Origin of the sequence: Erythrobacter sp. GH1-10, from assembly GCF_045363165.1 — a bacterium.
In the GTDB taxonomy this organism is placed as follows: domain Bacteria; phylum Pseudomonadota; class Alphaproteobacteria; order Sphingomonadales; family Sphingomonadaceae; genus Erythrobacter.
The window spans coordinates 15,722-30,634 of the sequence record NZ_JBJFLP010000002.1 but is presented as its reverse complement, the minus strand read 5'-3'; the positions used below and the strand labels follow the sequence as shown (position 1 = coordinate 30,634).

General features: G+C 57.2%; 12 protein-coding genes and 1 tRNA gene. 5 read left to right on the top strand and 8 right to left on the bottom strand.

Translation table 11 applies throughout. From position 1 onward, the window contains the following. Positions 1 to 7: 7 nt before the first annotated feature. Genes ACI5KX_RS14195 through ftsE form a run of 3 tightly spaced genes read right to left on the bottom strand, consistent with a single transcriptional unit; the run spans position 8 to position 2,246 of the window. A complete protein-coding gene (locus ACI5KX_RS14195; RefSeq protein WP_406811407.1) occupies positions 8 to 556 on the bottom strand; it encodes a YdcF family protein in 549 nt (182 codons plus the stop codon). After that, positions 553 to 1,512, bottom strand: a complete 960-nt coding sequence (locus ACI5KX_RS14190; RefSeq protein WP_406811406.1) for a cell division protein FtsX — start codon at positions 1,510 to 1,512, stop codon at positions 553 to 555. The genes ACI5KX_RS14195 and ACI5KX_RS14190 overlap by 4 nt, the downstream gene beginning before the upstream one ends. Continuing rightward, positions 1,509 to 2,246, bottom strand: a complete 738-nt coding sequence (ftsE, locus tag ACI5KX_RS14185) for a cell division ATP-binding protein FtsE (RefSeq protein WP_406811405.1) — start codon at positions 2,244 to 2,246, stop codon at positions 1,509 to 1,511. Before ftsE ends, ACI5KX_RS14190 begins: the two co-directional genes overlap by 4 nt. Before the next feature lie 154 nt (positions 2,247 to 2,400). On the opposite strand from ftsE, the gene ACI5KX_RS14180 reads away from it, so the two are divergent. Beyond that, a complete protein-coding gene (locus tag ACI5KX_RS14180) occupies positions 2,401 to 3,405 on the top strand; it encodes a zinc-ribbon domain-containing protein (protein WP_406811404.1) in 1,005 nt (334 codons plus the stop codon). 111 nt (positions 3,406 to 3,516) lie between these two features. After that, positions 3,517 to 3,603 (top strand) — tRNA-Leu (locus ACI5KX_RS14175). Between the two features lie 300 nt (positions 3,604 to 3,903). On the opposite strand, the gene ACI5KX_RS14170 is transcribed toward ACI5KX_RS14175, so the two are convergent. Continuing rightward, entirely contained in the window at positions 3,904 to 4,560 is a 657-nt protein-coding gene (locus ACI5KX_RS14170) for a hypothetical protein (protein ID WP_406811403.1), read from the bottom strand. Between the two features lie 138 nt (positions 4,561 to 4,698). Between ACI5KX_RS14170 and ACI5KX_RS14165 the strand changes: the two genes are divergently transcribed. From ACI5KX_RS14165 to ACI5KX_RS14155, 3 genes are all read left to right on the top strand, one after another. Next, positions 4,699 to 5,697 (top strand): DUF1837 domain-containing protein, encoded by a 999-nt coding sequence (locus ACI5KX_RS14165; protein ID WP_406811402.1) that lies wholly within the window; start codon positions 4,699 to 4,701, stop codon positions 5,695 to 5,697. After that, on the top strand, positions 5,694 to 8,318 hold the full coding sequence (locus tag ACI5KX_RS14160; protein ID WP_406811401.1) for a DEAD/DEAH box helicase: 2,625 nt from the start codon (positions 5,694 to 5,696) through the stop codon (positions 8,316 to 8,318). The genes ACI5KX_RS14165 and ACI5KX_RS14160 overlap by 4 nt, the downstream gene beginning before the upstream one ends. Before the next feature lie 255 nt (positions 8,319 to 8,573). Next, entirely contained in the window at positions 8,574 to 9,530 is a 957-nt protein-coding gene (locus tag ACI5KX_RS14155) for a hypothetical protein (RefSeq protein WP_406811400.1), read from the top strand. 571 nt (positions 9,531 to 10,101) lie between these two features. Here ACI5KX_RS14155 and ACI5KX_RS14150 read toward each other — a convergent pair. The 4 genes from ACI5KX_RS14150 to ACI5KX_RS14135 all read right to left on the bottom strand — a co-directional run bounded on the left by ACI5KX_RS14150 (position 10,102) and on the right by ACI5KX_RS14135 (position 14,911). Next, the gene (locus ACI5KX_RS14150) at positions 10,102 to 11,529 is read right to left on the bottom strand and encodes a ComEC/Rec2 family competence protein (protein WP_406811399.1); all 1,428 of its coding nucleotides are present in this window, start codon (positions 11,527 to 11,529) and stop codon (positions 10,102 to 10,104) included. Positions 11,530 to 11,580: 51 nt separating this feature from the next. Further along, positions 11,581 to 12,375, bottom strand: coding sequence for a hypothetical protein (locus ACI5KX_RS14145; protein ID WP_406811398.1), 795 nt, complete (start codon positions 12,373 to 12,375; stop codon positions 11,581 to 11,583). A 636-nt stretch (positions 12,376 to 13,011) separates the two neighbouring features. After that, the gene (locus tag ACI5KX_RS14140; protein ID WP_406811397.1) at positions 13,012 to 13,758 is read right to left on the bottom strand and encodes a phosphoribosyltransferase; all 747 of its coding nucleotides are present in this window, start codon (positions 13,756 to 13,758) and stop codon (positions 13,012 to 13,014) included. Then, positions 13,748 to 14,911, bottom strand: a complete 1,164-nt coding sequence (locus ACI5KX_RS14135; RefSeq protein ID WP_406811396.1) for a DegT/DnrJ/EryC1/StrS family aminotransferase — start codon at positions 14,909 to 14,911, stop codon at positions 13,748 to 13,750. Before ACI5KX_RS14135 ends, ACI5KX_RS14140 begins: the two co-directional genes overlap by 11 nt. Between the last annotated feature and the right edge of the window lie 2 nt (positions 14,912 to 14,913).

The window sequence follows — 14,913 nt, the reverse complement described above, 5'->3', positions numbered from 1 at the left end:
TTGCTCTTTAGAAGCCGACCAGCCCGGCCGTCCAGCTTGCCAGCAGCTTGTGGTATTCGAGGAACAGAGCGGGGAAGCTGGGAGAAGACGGGACCGCATCGCGGATCACCGACACATCGTCCGGAAGAGTGCGCGATAACTCGCTTGCGGCGCGGCGCATGTGCCAATCGGTCGTCACCAGCCGCAGCGACTTCACCCCGTTGTCTTCGACCCACTGGGCGATTTCGGCGGCATTGCTGCGGGTATCGACGGCAGCGAAACCCAGCGTGATGCAGCACTCGAGCGTCGCTTCGTCGACATCGAACTGCGCCGCGAATTCGGCGGGCTTCACTTCGCGATCGACGCCGCTGACCATCATGCGCTCGGCGAGACCCTCGTCGAGAACCGCAAGGCCCTGCGAGATACGCCCCTCGCCTCCGGTCGGGACGACGACCGCTTCGGTCAGTAGGCCCTCGTCCGCAGGCTGCGGCAGCGCGACTGCGAACCACAGGAAACCGAGCGCCCAGACAAGCACGACGGCGGAAATCGCCCGGCGAAAGGTCTTGGCGCCGCTCATAGCATCGACCTCAGCGCGAGACGGATGGTGATCCGCCCGGTGACGAGCGCGAGCAGCACGCCTGCGGCGGGAATGAGACCGATGATCGCCCAATCGCTCCAGCCTAGCCCGCCACCGCCGATCATGCCGCTGCCCAGCGCGGCAAACTGCTGGCCGAGCAGCCACACCGCCGCCACGCCGAGAAGCAAGCCGATGATGCTGCCGAAGGTCGCTTCGCGCAGGACCGAGCGCTGGAATATCCGCGTCACCTGCGCATCCGTGCCGCCGAGCAGGTGGATCACCTCGACCGTCTCACGATGGTTGGTGAAGGCATTGCGCGCCGCGAGCCAGACCGCCGCTGCCGTTGCGAAAGCGACCAGCGCGATCAGGCCGAGCGCAAGATACTGCAACGCGGCCAGCGCATCGTAGACCGGCTGCAGCCAGTCCGATTGCGCATCCACTCTTGCATTGGGCACCGTCTCGTCGAGCACGGCCTGCAATTGCGCCACGTCTTCCGACGAGACGCTGCGGGCCAGTTCGACATCGACGAGCGCCGGGATCGGGATCTCGTCGCTCGTCGCGCCGGTGCCCAGCCAAGGTTCGAGCAGGGCGACCAGTTCGTCTTCGGGCACCACCCTGACCGAGGTAACCGACGGCTGCGTCATCAGCGTGTTCGCAACGGTGGTCGCAATTTCGGCGCGGCGCTCGGCATTGGCTTCGACGATCTGCACCGTCACTGCGTCGGAGAGGTCCGAGCGAGCGTTCTCGGCAAGGTTGCCGAGCGCGAGACCGCCCGCTGCAGCGACCACGACGAGGGCGATCAGGATCGCGATCACCCACGGGATCGGCCCGCCGAAGCGGGTCTGCGGCAGCAACCGCGCGGCAAGCCCGCCGCGCATGGGGCGTTCTTTGGGTGGCCCGGGCGTCCTGACACTTTCGTCAGCCGATTGTTCGGGAAGCGGAGGCGCGCTGCTCATGGCAACCCTTTCCGGCCCGGTTCCGGGCGCGGAGGGAAGCGGAGCGCTCCGGTGGGATCGGACAGCCTTCCCTTGTGGAGCCGCATGATCAGAGAATCCGGGACTTTCTTGAGCAGGTGAACGTCGTGGGTCGCAACCACGACTGTGGTGCCGACGCGATTGTTGAGCGCCTCGAACAGCCGCAGCAGCTTCAGCGCCATATCGGGATCGACGTTACCGGTCGGCTCGTCGGCGATCAGCATCTGCGGGCGGGCAATCACCGCGCGGGCGATCGCAACGCGTTGCTGCTCGCCCCCCGACATCGTCGCCGGTATCGCCTGCGCGCGATGCGACAGGCCCACCCAGTCGAGCATATCCGAAACCGCCTTGATCACTTTGGCCTCATCGGTGCCCGCAAGCCGCAGCGGCAGCGCGACATTGTCGAAAGCGGAAAGGTGCTGGACCAGCCGGAAATTCTGGAACACCACACCGAGCCTGCGGCGAAAACCGGGCAGGCGATCGCGCGGCAGGGTGATCATGTCCTTGCCGAACATGCGGATTGCCCCGCGCGAAGGGCGCTGGGCGAGGTAGAGCAGCTTCAGCAGGCTGGTCTTTCCCGCACCGCTCGCTCCGGTGAGAAAATAGAAGCTGCCGGGGTAGAGCGTGAAACTGAGATCGCTCAGCACCTCCGGATCGGTGCCATAGCGCAGCCCGACATTGTCGAATTTGACGATTTCACTCGGGCGTTCGCTCATCGCGCGGACTTATCAGCGACCTTCCAATGGGGGAAGCGTATCATGGGAGTAAGCCCCACAGAGGCGATGCAATGTGGAAAAAAGCGGCGATTTGCGCCTATCGGAAGCCGTTCCCCTTGTGCCGCCAACCACCTGCTATAATGCCACAGAAGCGATGATCATATCCTGCCCCGCTTGCTCGACCCGCTATGTCGTGCCGGATGCCGCGATCGGCACCGATGGTCGTACGGTGCGCTGCGCCAAGTGCAAGCACAGCTGGTTTCAGGATCCACCACCGCTCGACCTGACGCAGACGGCGGATGATTCCGCGGTACAGCCAGCCTCCACACCGGCGGCACCGCCTGCGCCCGCTCCGGCACCCGCACCGCGAACCGATGAGCCTGCCGATCCCGCTGCCGGGCCCTCGGTCAGCCACTGGCAGACCGGAGACAGGCAGGAGGCGGTCGGCGAAGAGGCACCGGCTGCAAGCGGACTGGCCGCGCGGGCCCTGCGCCAGGGCATGAACAAGCCCCCAGCGGAGACGGAAAGCGAAGAACCCGCTCCTGCGCCTCCTCCTGCACCGCCACCCGTTGCCGAAGAACCCGTCGCCGCCGAACAGGCGGAGTCCGAACCGGGGTCGTTCGATCCCGAAGCCGATCCCTTCGAAGACGAAGGCGCTATCCAGGAGCGCGAATACGAGGATTACGACGACGAGCCTTCGCAGTTCGATTACGTCCCGCCGTTTCGCGCACGCCGCAATCCGCTCAAGATGTGGACCCTCGCCGCAGCGGCTTTCGCCCTGCTGGCCACCGGGACCGTATTCGCGGTCAACTATTACGGCATGCCCGACTGGGCGCCATTCCAGCGTCCGACCTTCGGCATCGGCAAGCCCGACCTCACGCTCGATTTTCCTCCCGGGCAGCAGCGCCCGGAAACGCTCGACACCGGCGAGGAGATTTTCCGGGTGCGCGGTACGATCACGAATTCGGGCCGCGAAACCGTGTCGGTCCCGAGTCTGCTGGTCGTCTTCCGCGACGAACGCGAACGCCAGGTCGCCAATTGGGTGATCGTCCCGGCAAAGCGCGAACTGGATCCCGGCGAAGCGCTCAATGTCACCGAAGCCATCGCCGACATACCGCCTGCGGCAAGAGTGGTCGAGATCGGGTGGTCGCCCAGTTAAGCGCCGAGGGTGCACTCGGTTCGTCAAAGCTCTTGCACCGCGCCACGCCCCTTGCTAGTGGCGCGCTCCTACCGAGGGCGGCACATGGTTTGCGGCCCGAATCTCCCGAGTGCGGTCGTGGCGGAACTGGTAGACGCGCAACGTTGAGGTCGTTGTGGGCTAACGCCCGTGGAAGTTCGAGTCTTCTCGACCGCACCACACAGTCCCGATCTTCAGACTGCAATGCAGTCTCGCGGGATGCGATCGGCGGAATGGCGCGGTTCTGCGCCTTATTGCTGGCCCAGATATTTCAGTTGCAGTCAGAGACTCTGCGTCCAAGTGGACTGAGTCTCACAATTTCGCCCTCAAATTCTCAGTGTTCTGTAAGCCAGACTGCAACTGGTCCGTATGACCGCTTTGCGCCCCAAAGTCGGGCTCGAGAGATCGACTAGCACGCGTCCAATAGCTGCCGCTAATCTATGCTGCAGTGAGGCGCCCGCTCAATACTGTCATGTGACACTATTCGGATCGTTCAATCTCTTCAGGTGCCGGCCCTTTCGGCAGCGACCAATCAGAGCCGGTCTTCTCGGTGAGCTTAGCAATGACTCTGTCCATACGGTCGGCAACTAGACCGTCGAGAAAGTCTACAAGCTCTTGCCATTCGGGAGCGCCGCCTATCTGTATCCGGACTTCAGATCCGAGTTGAACCTCGAACCGTCCATCTCGGAAGTTGATCTCCATCGCTTCTTTGATGGTGTGATGTCCTGCGTTGTGGGCGAACCGTTTGTTCCTCAGTTCCAAAATCTCGTCGTGAAAACTGCGAAGGTGTTCAGGCAGTGCGCCTCTTGCAAAACCGCTACCTACGCCGCCTTGCTGCAATCTGGCGTAGGTTACGACAAAGGCGGTAACCAGCATCTCATTTTCGAAGATCGCCTCCATCGTCGGTGCAAATCGGTACTCGGTCAGCCGTTCCTTGATATGCTTCAGCGTGACGAGATTTACGGATGCGATCGTTAGCCGTGAAAGTTGTGATAACTCACTATCGACCGACTTTAGAATGGCGCGACCATCGTCAGCCATTGTCTGAAGCTGCTCGCGCCACTCGCGAGGAAGATAGGAGAGCGCTTCTTCAGGGATGACATAATACTCGTCTCGGCCTGCTGCATCTTCGGTCATACCTTCCTCTAATCTTTCTAGTGCTGAGCTTCTTAAGGTTTATCGACTTGAAACAATTGAGCTGTCGGGGATGGCTCTTTCGGGAACAAGTCGAAATAACCCGTTGCGAAATTTTGAGAGTCTTGATTGAACTTCACTATGGATTCTGCCGCATCTACAAGACCGCCAGCGGATAGTGAAAGCACGGACTTTGATCCGGGTTTTCAAGAGCGACTGCTTAAGGCTGTTCGCGGCGGGGCAAAAATCACAGACGCTCACCTGCAGGTCTTCGATGCGGATCTTCTAATCAACGGGACCAAAACAAAGGTCCACTGCTATGCTCCGTCACTCGATGCGCATGGACGAATGAAGCCAAAACCATTGGCTCGGTTTCTGATGGACCGTGTCATTGACTATGCAATCCCCAGAAAGCGGATTGAAGCCGCACAGAAGGAAATGAACGAGACCGGCTCAACTGCTGCTGTCGTCAAGCTGCAAACGGAGGCACGCAACGCCTTTACCGAGCTCGAAAAAACTGGCGAAGGAGGTGAGTTCCTTCTCTTTGCTCTCGCTGAAGCCGTTTTCGGACTCTCTCAGATACTCTGCAAGATGAGCCTGAAGACGTCGACTTCAATGCACTATCACGGCGCGGACGGGGTCTATGCTTCCGCGGATGATGAGGGGTTTCTGAATGTCTATTGGGGAGAGTCTAAATTATATGACAATCCTACCTCTGCCATTACCGATTGTCTGAGTTCGCTCGGCCCATTCTTAAGGGAAGAATTCGGCGACGATGCCAGCAACGCACGCGATATCTTTCTAATCAACGAATACGCTGATCTTACCGATCCAACCGCGGTCAGAGCGCTGAAACGTTTCTTCAATCCGGACCATTCGGACGCCAAAAAGTTGCGACTTTGCGGCTTCGCATTGGTCGGTTTCGATTTCGACAAATTTCCGGCGGAGGGAAAGTCAGGGGTATGGGAAGAGATCGAAACCGCGCTTTTGAAGGAAGTCCCAAAGTGGCAGAATCACGTCGGTAAACGGATCGAAAAGGAAGGTCTGTCGAACTTTGATGTCCATTTCATCTGTGTGCCGCTCCGGTCGGTTGAAGAGTTCCGCGAGACATTCCTGAAAATGCTGCGGGGCGAAAAATGAAAACGTCCGAGCTAAGCACATGGCTCTTGTCAAACGAGGGTATCGTTCACGAGATCGCTGCACTTAGGCGCTGGAGCGCCCGACGTTGTTTTGGTCCCGATGTCATCGCCCCGCCTTTGGACTCAGACGGGCCAGGCTCGTACTCGCCAGCTTGGGCAAGACTGCTACTGGCCTCGAGCATCCTGGCTGAAAGCGATGCGCGGTCGGAACAAGAGATTGCGCTTATGATTGCGCAGGCAGCCTTAGTATACGGGCCAACAGCTCTGATCCGCGATGCAGGTGCGGTGGTGCTATCGCAGTTGTCAAACCGACGCACGGTCGATTTGGCCGTTGATCGAAGTCTGATCCACCAGGGCCTGCAATCTCGTCTGGGGGTAGCCGAACTCCTTCTGAAGACGAGGCGAGAGTTGGAGACGACCATAGCGGTCAATCATAAGACCGCGATCAATGGCAGTGAGTTTCAGTTCGATTTTTGGTCGAACCTCAACGATGCAGAATGGACATCGGCCACCGCGCCCACAGCGGCTGGCAAGACTTATCTTGTCCTCAATTGGTTTCTTCGTGAAGTTGAGGAGGAGAGATGTCGCTTGGGTGTCTTCCTCGCACCGACCCGGTCACTGGTCGGCGAAATCGAAAAGCAACTTCTGGAGTTGGCCCAAGGGTTTGCACTTACTGACCTAAGGATAGCCTCCTTGCCCATCAAACAGCTCGGCGACCGCACTGTCCCCACGATTTTGGTCTTCACGCAAGAGCGGCTGCACCTGTTCTTGAATGCTTTCGATGAGCCCCCGGCGATCGACATCGAAATTGTCGATGAAGCACAGAAGCTGAATGATGGAAGTCGAGGGGTTATTCTGCAAGATGCGATCGAGCGAACAGTTAGGGCAAATGAGAGCTGCCGATTTGTCTTTCTGACACCGCATGCCAAGAATCCAGAAATTCTCCTCGATGACGCGCCAGAATTTGCATCCAAATCAGTAGTGCCCGGAACTACCCCGACCGTCACCCAGAACCTTGTTCTGGCTAGGCAGGTCTATCGAAAACCCCAAGAATGGACGCTATCACTCTTTGAAGATCGCGATAGTGACGAGTTGGTAGGCACGATCAGGCTACATGAGCGACCGGCTAACAATGCGAAGCGTCTGTCATATGTGGCACTAGCATTGGGACGACATGAAAATGGCACCTTGGTCTATGCGAACGGTGCTGCCGATGCAGAGAAGGTTGCCCAACAAATCTATGACGGTCTTCTTGCGATGGATGAGTTGCCTGACGATCCGATCGACGAGGACCTTCAGGACCTTTCAGACTTCTGCCAGAGCGCAATTCATAGCCGATATTTGCTGGTGAAACTGGTCAAGGGCGGTGTCGCCTTCCACTATGGGAACATGCCGACGATCCTGCGCAATGAGATTGAACGACTGTTCAGGATTGGCAAAATTCGTTTTCTGGTTTGCACCTCCACGTTGGTCGAGGGTGTTAATCTCGCTTGTCGGACAATCGTTATGCGGGGCCCCACCAAGGGCAAAGGCAAACACATGACGCCGCAGGATTTTTGGAATCTTGCCGGGCGCGCTGGCCGCTGGGGAGCCGATTTCCATGGCAACATCGTGTGCGTCGACCCGCACGTAGAGCAAGCTTGGCCACACGGTGTGCCGGAGAAGACTGCATACCCGATCGCCAGAGAAACAGACGTTGTGCTAAGCGAACCAGAAGACCTTGCTGCCTACATAACTGATCGCTCCAGATCGAAAGGAGCCCAGTTCGACGAGCGCCTCGAACCTGTTTCAGCCTATCTGATGGCGTGGTTTACCCGCAACAAGACCATTTCCAATGCACCCTCGGTCTTGCGCGCAGCAAATGACCAAATCGAAGCGTTGGATTCAGCTCTCAGCGCATCGTTGAGCGAAATTGTCGTGCCTGAGGCGATAGTAAATGCCCATCCCGGGATCACCGCGCTTTCTATGCAAGCGCTTCTCAACACCTTCGAACGCCACGAAGGCCCACTTGATTATCTGCTGCCCCCCTATCCAGGCGATGAGGACATCGTGGAAGGTCTCAAATCGGTGTTTGCCATAATCGACAGCACCTTGGCTCCTGTCTTCCAAGGCGAGGCGCTACAATGGGCGGCCGCATATACAACGCGTGATTGGATCAGGGGCAAGAAGCTCGGTATGATGATAAGCGGTGCAATCCAGCGGGAAAGAGAAAAGACCGAAGACGTCAACTACGCCAAGATCATTCGTAATACGATGCGTTTTGTCGAAGAGTTTGCGCGCTTTAAGGCTCCCAAATATCTGTCGGCCTACCTGGACCTTCTGCGGTTTCACTATGATCAGCTCGGGCGTGTGTCCGACTTCCCGTCGGATCTGCCCTTTGACCTATACCTCGAGTTTGGTGTCAACACCTCCACCTTGCTATCGTTCCTCGGCCTTGGCCTGTCCCGAACAAGCGCAATCGAGGTGAATGAGTTTTTATCAAGAGAAGACCTCGACGAAAAACAAGCTCTTGAATTCCTAGCGAGTGAGGAATGGGAAGCATTCGACCTGCCCAAGCTTGTGAAGAGAGAGATTCGCGAAGTAGTCGACCGGCGTGGACGAGCTCGATTGCTGAGCGCATAAGCCGAAGCGTTCCTAACGACACTATCGAAGGCGCCTAACTCAAAATTCGCTGCTCTACAGAGAGCCGGACGGCGTGCAGCTCATTTGGTGCGACGAAGAGCGACCGGCATCGACTAGAACTCTCGCATTGTCACGCAATTCCTAGTTAGACCTTGGACGGTCTGCGGCTTTGTTTTGTGACCAGAAGCAATGCTGCCTAAATGAAGCTGCACATGCACCGTGGCTGGATCCCAAAATTTTCCGGAGTTTCTCTCAGTGGCAGACTTGAACCTTTCGCTCGCAAATACGAACTCATTGCGGCATTTCATCAGATCACATGAGGCGTTTGGAAATCTATCGAAGGTTGCAAGTGTAGGTCTCGCGATCCTCAAAGATGAGATCGGGAACGGGACGCCAGCGAGTGTGCTTTGGAATAGGGTCGCATCGATATCGGAAAAATGGGGCACCGAGCCACAATTTACAGAGGATATAGCCCACAATGCCTATGCAGAGATTGCGAGTCTGGGGATTGCCAAGAGCTTCTCCTCATTCGATAAGTACTTGGTAGACGTCGATGCTGAATTGCTTAGCGCAGCTAGCCTGATTGATTCTCGATCGGATGTGCGGCTACCGCCACTTGAGAACATAGATGATGATCTAGATAGCCCCCGGGCTTCAGTAGAGATGATCTACGAAAGGCAAGGGTTCGACACTTCGGCCATTGCCTTTAGTCTACCAGTTTTCGACTACTATCAGTCAGTACGTAACTGCATCGTCCATCGCGACGGCCTGGCAAGCAAAGCACTTTGCAGGAAGGCTCGGTCAAAAGATCTCGAAGCAACGTTGGAGGCCTGGGTTGAGATTACAGGAGAGCATGGAGCGCTCAAACTAAAGACCTTCGAGCAAGACGAAGCTATTTCGCTGGACTATTTTGACAACATTCTTTGCTATTCTGTTTTACGACGGTTGGCCCAAGACACCGATAAGCAGGCAGTCGACCGGATGGGAATTGACGGGCTCACCTATCGGGCAGTCCGATACTTGAACGCGAAATGGCAGTCGGGTCAGGCGGAAGAACAGCATACAACCGCAACCAAATCGGTCGCCTCACATCTGGCGCAAGTCAACCGCGTCATGGGGAACGACTGGCGGGCTATCGAGCCTCGCCTCAAAAGACTAGGCCTCCTCCGAGACTGCAGGCAGGCCTTCGATTTTAGGCAAAATGAAAGTTGACTATAGGAAACCCTATCCATGGGAGGAGTACGCTGATGGGTCAGGCTTGCGAAAAACTTGCTCGCAAGATTGTATGCCGCGCCCCCAGTGGTCCACCAATTGGTTGAGGGGCTAGAACGAAGGCGAATGCTTGGCTTAGGGCCAATGCTCGATCACTCAGGTGTACAAGTTGACCGGCCAGCTCTAATCCTAGCTGGAGGCAAGTTGGAAGGCGCGTCATCAGGCGGCTCTTGAGAGACCCCGGCCGAAAGCGGACCGACCGCTTCCGGCCCAAGATTTCTGGTCTGCAAAGCGCCCCAGTCTCGGTCGTTAGCTGGCTAGGTCGCAACGAAGGCTGCGCTCATCACCGCGAAAATCGCGACAAACTTGTTGCGAATGCCGCGCTTCTTGATCTTGCTGAACTCGCGATCACTCCGTTCCGGTCGCATTTCGGGGTGCTCTTGTTGCAGAAATTGGGCCCAACCCACGCATTCGAACCTTGGCCCGCGAACACTAAGAATCCCTTTCAGACCCGGCTTCATCGACATCGCATACGAGTGGGCCGGAGGGGTTCACTGGATCCCAGAAGGGCCTAGTCTTCGAAGCCGTCACGCTCGATGGAGTACGTGCCACTCGAGGTCGCAGCGATCTTAAGGGTTCCTTCCCAACCCGTCGCGTAAATGGCCTTCTCGACTTCTACCGTCACTGGCTCGGTTTCCTGATTTTCGAAAACATGGAATTGACCGCTTTGGTCCCGGCTATCCGTGACGCTAGCTGCGAGCAACTCCACGACCTGGCTCCTTGGGTGCCCGTGGTCCCAGGCGGTTCCTCTAACCCGTGCTTCGTGCCGCCCCATCGAGATTACCGCGATCCGTGGTGTCATGATTTCCAGGAGCTCTTGCGAAGTGTCTCGGTCAGCGCCGTGATGGCTAACTTGGTACACGTCGACGTCGAACACTTCCAAGTTCCCCGAGAACTCCTCGCGCAAGTCGGCTTCCCCGGCATCCTCGAGGTCACCGGTGAAGAGAAAAGAGGCTTCCCCGAAGTCCACGCGGATGACTAGGCTGTGGTTATTTGGGTTCCGATAGTCACCCGAGAAACTGTCCTGGCTGCCCCAGAAAGCCGTGATGACGGGATCGACGTTCTCGCATTCGAGGGGATCGATGACCGAGTTCGTGACACCGGTTGCAGTGACCTGCCGGTCGAGGCTCACCGCAGTATAGTCGCCGCCTTGACCAGCCACCCAGTCACGGAAACGCGTCTGGCGGCCTGCACTACCACTTTCCGCAGTATGTCCATTGTCGACGAAGTTGCGCACTTTGAACGGTTCTCCTTCCCATTCGCGGATGTCCTGCTCGCCGATAATGTGGTCGGCATGTGGATGGGTGAAGAAAAGGACATCGATCGTGCGGTCGAATTGTGGTCGGTCATTGAAGAAGCCGTCCAAGTACTCGGCAAACAACCGCCCCCCGTCTGTCGCCCCCTCTTGCCTACCGAATTCGCCGCCCACGTCGATCACCGCGACGCCGCACGAGAACTCGAGGATCGCACCGTCCCCTTGGCCGGTGTAGACGAAATGCACAGTCATCTCTCCAGCCGCTTGTTCGTCGTCCAAAGGTTCAGGCTGGAATTCGGCCGGAGCCATTGGGCGCGCCGGGAGTTGGCTCTCTAGTCCCTTCCGTAAGGGGATACTCGCGCTCACGGCGGAGAGCCCGCGCGCGACGTCATCGCCGGTCTCTAGCGCCTTGACACTCGGCTCGGCCGACGACGCCTCCACGATCTTGAGCAATTCCTCTTGGTCCAGCTGCGACAGGAGCGGCGACATCGAGATTCCCGCTCTTGGTTTCCCGGCGAAAAGGGGCATGCCCGGGTCCGGAGGGGGCGTGGGGACGTAGTCGCCGCCGTAGACCTCTTCTCCCTCGGTTGGCGCACGGTCGCTTTCGCCCGGTTCCTGCGCCACCGCGCCTCCCGTCAACACCAGGTGTAGCCCGCACGTGAGAGAAATCGTCTTCCAATTCATTTATGTTCGCCCCTGAGGATCTCGGAAATTGATTGCCGGGGTGCTTGGCATTCAGGAGCCGAAGGCCCCGTTCGGCCGTAGCGTGATCTTGATCGTGTTGCTGTTCGACGTGGCCTCGCTACGCGATGCCTCGGTCGAGAAGAGGATTAGGCTAAGCTTGCCGCCGGTCTCGGCCTTACTGGAGACGATGAAGGTCCATGTGAGTGTATTCACCGAGCCTTTGGTATCCGGGCGAAACTCGAAGCAGGGCCTCGTGTTAGCCGTGGCCGCGAGGTCGCTTGCAAGCGCCTCGAGCGTGTCGTTGATGGGGGTGCCAACGAAGTATTTCGATGGCGGCGGCTGTGAGTCGATGATTTGTTCTGCCGGGTAGACCGTGAGCGAGGTGGCGACGGTGTCCTTCAATGAATTGGTTACCTTGCCCGAGCCGCTGACTTTCACCGGGGCTACCTCGAGCGCGAACCCTCCGCCGAAGGTTCCGGAGCGGTCGACCTGGTTGGCCACCGTGATCTGGACGGACTCGATTTCGAAGGACACCTGCTCGCCGCAAATCTCATCGCTCTTCGCGACCCTGGCGTTTGGCAGTCCGCTCGCCATCTCGAGCGCCGCCTGCCGGGCGCTATCTCGCTCTGCCGCGGTCAGCGGCATAGGTCCATTGGGGCCAATTCCACGCATGTCTTCTGGAACGATCACGACGGGGTCGGACTGGTGCTTGAACACGTAGGTCCCGACGTCGTGCTTTATGTGGCGGATGAGTTCCCGGTACGGCACTGGTTCCGAGATCAGGCCGGGGCTGGTCGCACAACCACCGAGAAATAGTAACGCTGTACATCCTAAAGCCAATTTCATTGCTAGTCCTCGCTGGCAACGAACCTAGTGTAAGCAGTATTCCTTGCCTGCTATGGGCAAATCTTGGCGATTTTTGGGCGGGGGTTTTATTTCTTGATCTTACGCAACGGCGTCCGGCCCGTCTTTGGCGATAGCTACCACATGGAAATCGCGCATGTCATCCAACATGTCCGCTATGGCCTTGTGCATGAAGGTGCAGTCATCAGCAATGATCGCTGTGACTGCCAAAAGATCCCTCGGTTGCTTATTGGTCGTCGGATCCTGGCAATGCTATGTTAAGCGCGCTAGCGAGGCTAGCATTCTGCCAAAGTCCCCTGATGCGACTTGAAACTTCACCTCGCCGCACTCTTGCAGACCAAGCGATGCTTGGCGCTTGCCGTGCTGGTGAACCAGCATCCGCAACTTGGTCGAGTGCCAAACCTCGATTTTAAGTCACGCAAAGAAGAAACGGGAAGTCCGCTTTCGGCTCAATTCCAGGCGTTGCCGCTAGTTCTGGGCAGTGACTGCTTTCGGCCCAAAAATTTGCTAATATGAGGTTTCAGCAAACAGTTGGGTCTAGCGGATAGAGTCGGCACATTTGGAAGATCAATCTATTCCGATCTGCTCATAAATCGTTCAGCCGTAGCGCGAGAATGCTCATGACCTTACGCGATCGGAAACAGGCAGCATTTTACGCTTGCTTGCATCAGACGAGACATGGAAGTCTGCGTTGAATCCGGCACTACGAAGTTGGAAAAAGCATGCTGTCCTGATGTCAGGCGCTTCACCATCAACGAAACGCAAGGATCTGGCAATGAGTTCTTGCCCGTCTCGGAGCGTCTTGCCGCTATAAACAACATCGTCGACGACAAGAATTCTTCTGACCTTGTTCGACGTAACGATAGCTTTCCAATCTATCCGATTGACTGCCTCTGCCTCGCCCGAAAATGCAGAAGCGAGGCTACTTGTATGTCGACTTGCCCAGAGCGATACGCATGGGACGTGCCCCAAGCGCTTCGCAAGAATATCGGCAACAACCAATCCGCCGCCGCAAATGCCAATTACGAGGTCCGGTCGGAAGCCACCTGAGGATGTCAACTGCCTAACCAGATCGTCAACTCCGCGAACCATCTCGTCCCAACCGATGAGCTCGTCATTCGCACTAGGAAGAATTGGCGAGGCCTCGCTCGACAAGATCTTTCTGATAAAGAAAACATTATAGACAAAGACGAGGCTGGCAAGAACCAAAAACGCGAGACCCACGTTCGTGGATGAGAACTCCTGACCGAGAATATCGAACTCGGCCTCCCCGCCTCTTTCAAAAAAAACGAGGACGCCGGCGATTGCTGCAAGCACAAACGCAAAAGCAAAAATGAGATAAACGAATCGCACACTATGCGGCACGTGTCTGTTCCTCAAATACCCTCGATATGAACTCTGCGAGCTGAACTATCGTTTCGTCGTCAGCCAGAAGGCAAGCGAAAGGGATGCGGTAGGAACGCCAATCATATGCGGCGTTTGCTGCGAGCACTCTTGCCTCCTTGAGCTTCCGGACATGATGCGATCCTTGGGCCTTGTTAGCAAACAAGTCGGCCACTCGCGGAAGGGGCCTGTAGGGTGGACGGATTTTTAGGTTCGCGCCCTCGAGAAATTTTCTTTCTATTTCGGCTCGGTCAACTCTTTTCGGGCAATGAAACGCAAAATTGTAGTAACTTTGCCTACCGACCTCGGGCGGCAAGGCTTGCGGTGTAACAATTCCGTGTTCGTCGAGCTTAGCGCGTAGCACTTGAGCACCGCGCCCTATCGCGTCCAGCTTTTTGTCAAGACCGGCAAGTTGGGCCAACGCTACGGCTGCCTGAAACTCACTGACCTTGTATGTCCCGGGCATTCTTTTTCCATTTGAGTCTCGTTCAGGATCTATCAAATGCTGCCTTTGCAACTCGCTCCAAACGAATTCATTGTTGGTGGTGACTACTCCACCCTCGCCACAAGCAAGGACCTTCTTCTGGTTTAGGCTGAACGCACCAGCTTCACCGAATGAGCCACAAGTTCGACCTGAAGATATCGAGCCAATAGATTGTGCGACGTCCTCGATCACCGACACACCGTTTTCGCCTGCAATCCGCAAAATCTCCTCGACAGCGCATTGGCTGCCATAGAGGTGAGTTGCCACGACGAGCCGGGTTTTTTCCGTGATGGCGGATTCGACGTACTTTGGGTCCATGCACAGGGTGTTGGGGTCAATGTCCACACAAACTGGAACGCCTCCCGCGTACGTGATTGCCGAGATCACCGAAGGCCAAGTTATTGCGGGAACAATCACCTCCTCCCCCGGCCTCAACCCTAAGGCAAGTATCGACATGGAAACCGCAGCAGTGCCGTTAGGCACCAACAAGGCGTACTTTACGCCCAACCACTCAGCGAACCGTGCCTCGAACTCTCTGGCGAAATGGCCATGGGTCCAAGTGCAGCTATCCACAGCGCGGCGCAGGTACTCAATTTCCAAAGCGGTAACGGACTGTTCCGCCGGCCATTGGATGCTCACCAGATTCTTCATTT

Bases quoted from the DNA above. Each gene is read 5' to 3' on its own strand.
- ACI5KX_RS14195 (WP_406811407.1), bottom strand. From the start codon at position 556: ATGAGCGGCGCCAAGACCTTTCGCCGGGCGATTTCCGCCGTCGTGCTT.
- ACI5KX_RS14145 (WP_406811398.1), bottom strand. From the start codon at position 12,375: ATGAAATTGGCTTTAGGATGTACAGCGTTACTATTTCTCGGTGGTTGT.
- ACI5KX_RS14180 (WP_406811404.1), top strand. From the start codon at position 2,401: ATGATCATATCCTGCCCCGCTTGCTCGACCCGCTATGTCGTGCCGGAT.
- ACI5KX_RS14150 (WP_406811399.1), bottom strand. From the start codon at position 11,529: ATGAATTGGAAGACGATTTCTCTCACGTGCGGGCTACACCTGGTGTTG.
- ftsE (WP_406811405.1), bottom strand. From the start codon at position 2,246: ATGAGCGAACGCCCGAGTGAAATCGTCAAATTCGACAATGTCGGGCTG.
- ACI5KX_RS14135 (WP_406811396.1), bottom strand. From the start codon at position 14,911: ATGAAGAATCTGGTGAGCATCCAATGGCCGGCGGAACAGTCCGTTACC.
- ACI5KX_RS14170 (WP_406811403.1), bottom strand. From the start codon at position 4,560: ATGACCGAAGATGCAGCAGGCCGAGACGAGTATTATGTCATCCCTGAA.
- ACI5KX_RS14165 (WP_406811402.1), top strand. From the start codon at position 4,699: ATGGATTCTGCCGCATCTACAAGACCGCCAGCGGATAGTGAAAGCACG.
- ACI5KX_RS14160 (WP_406811401.1), top strand. From the start codon at position 5,694: ATGAAAACGTCCGAGCTAAGCACATGGCTCTTGTCAAACGAGGGTATC.
- ACI5KX_RS14190 (WP_406811406.1), bottom strand. From the start codon at position 1,512: ATGAGCAGCGCGCCTCCGCTTCCCGAACAATCGGCTGACGAAAGTGTC.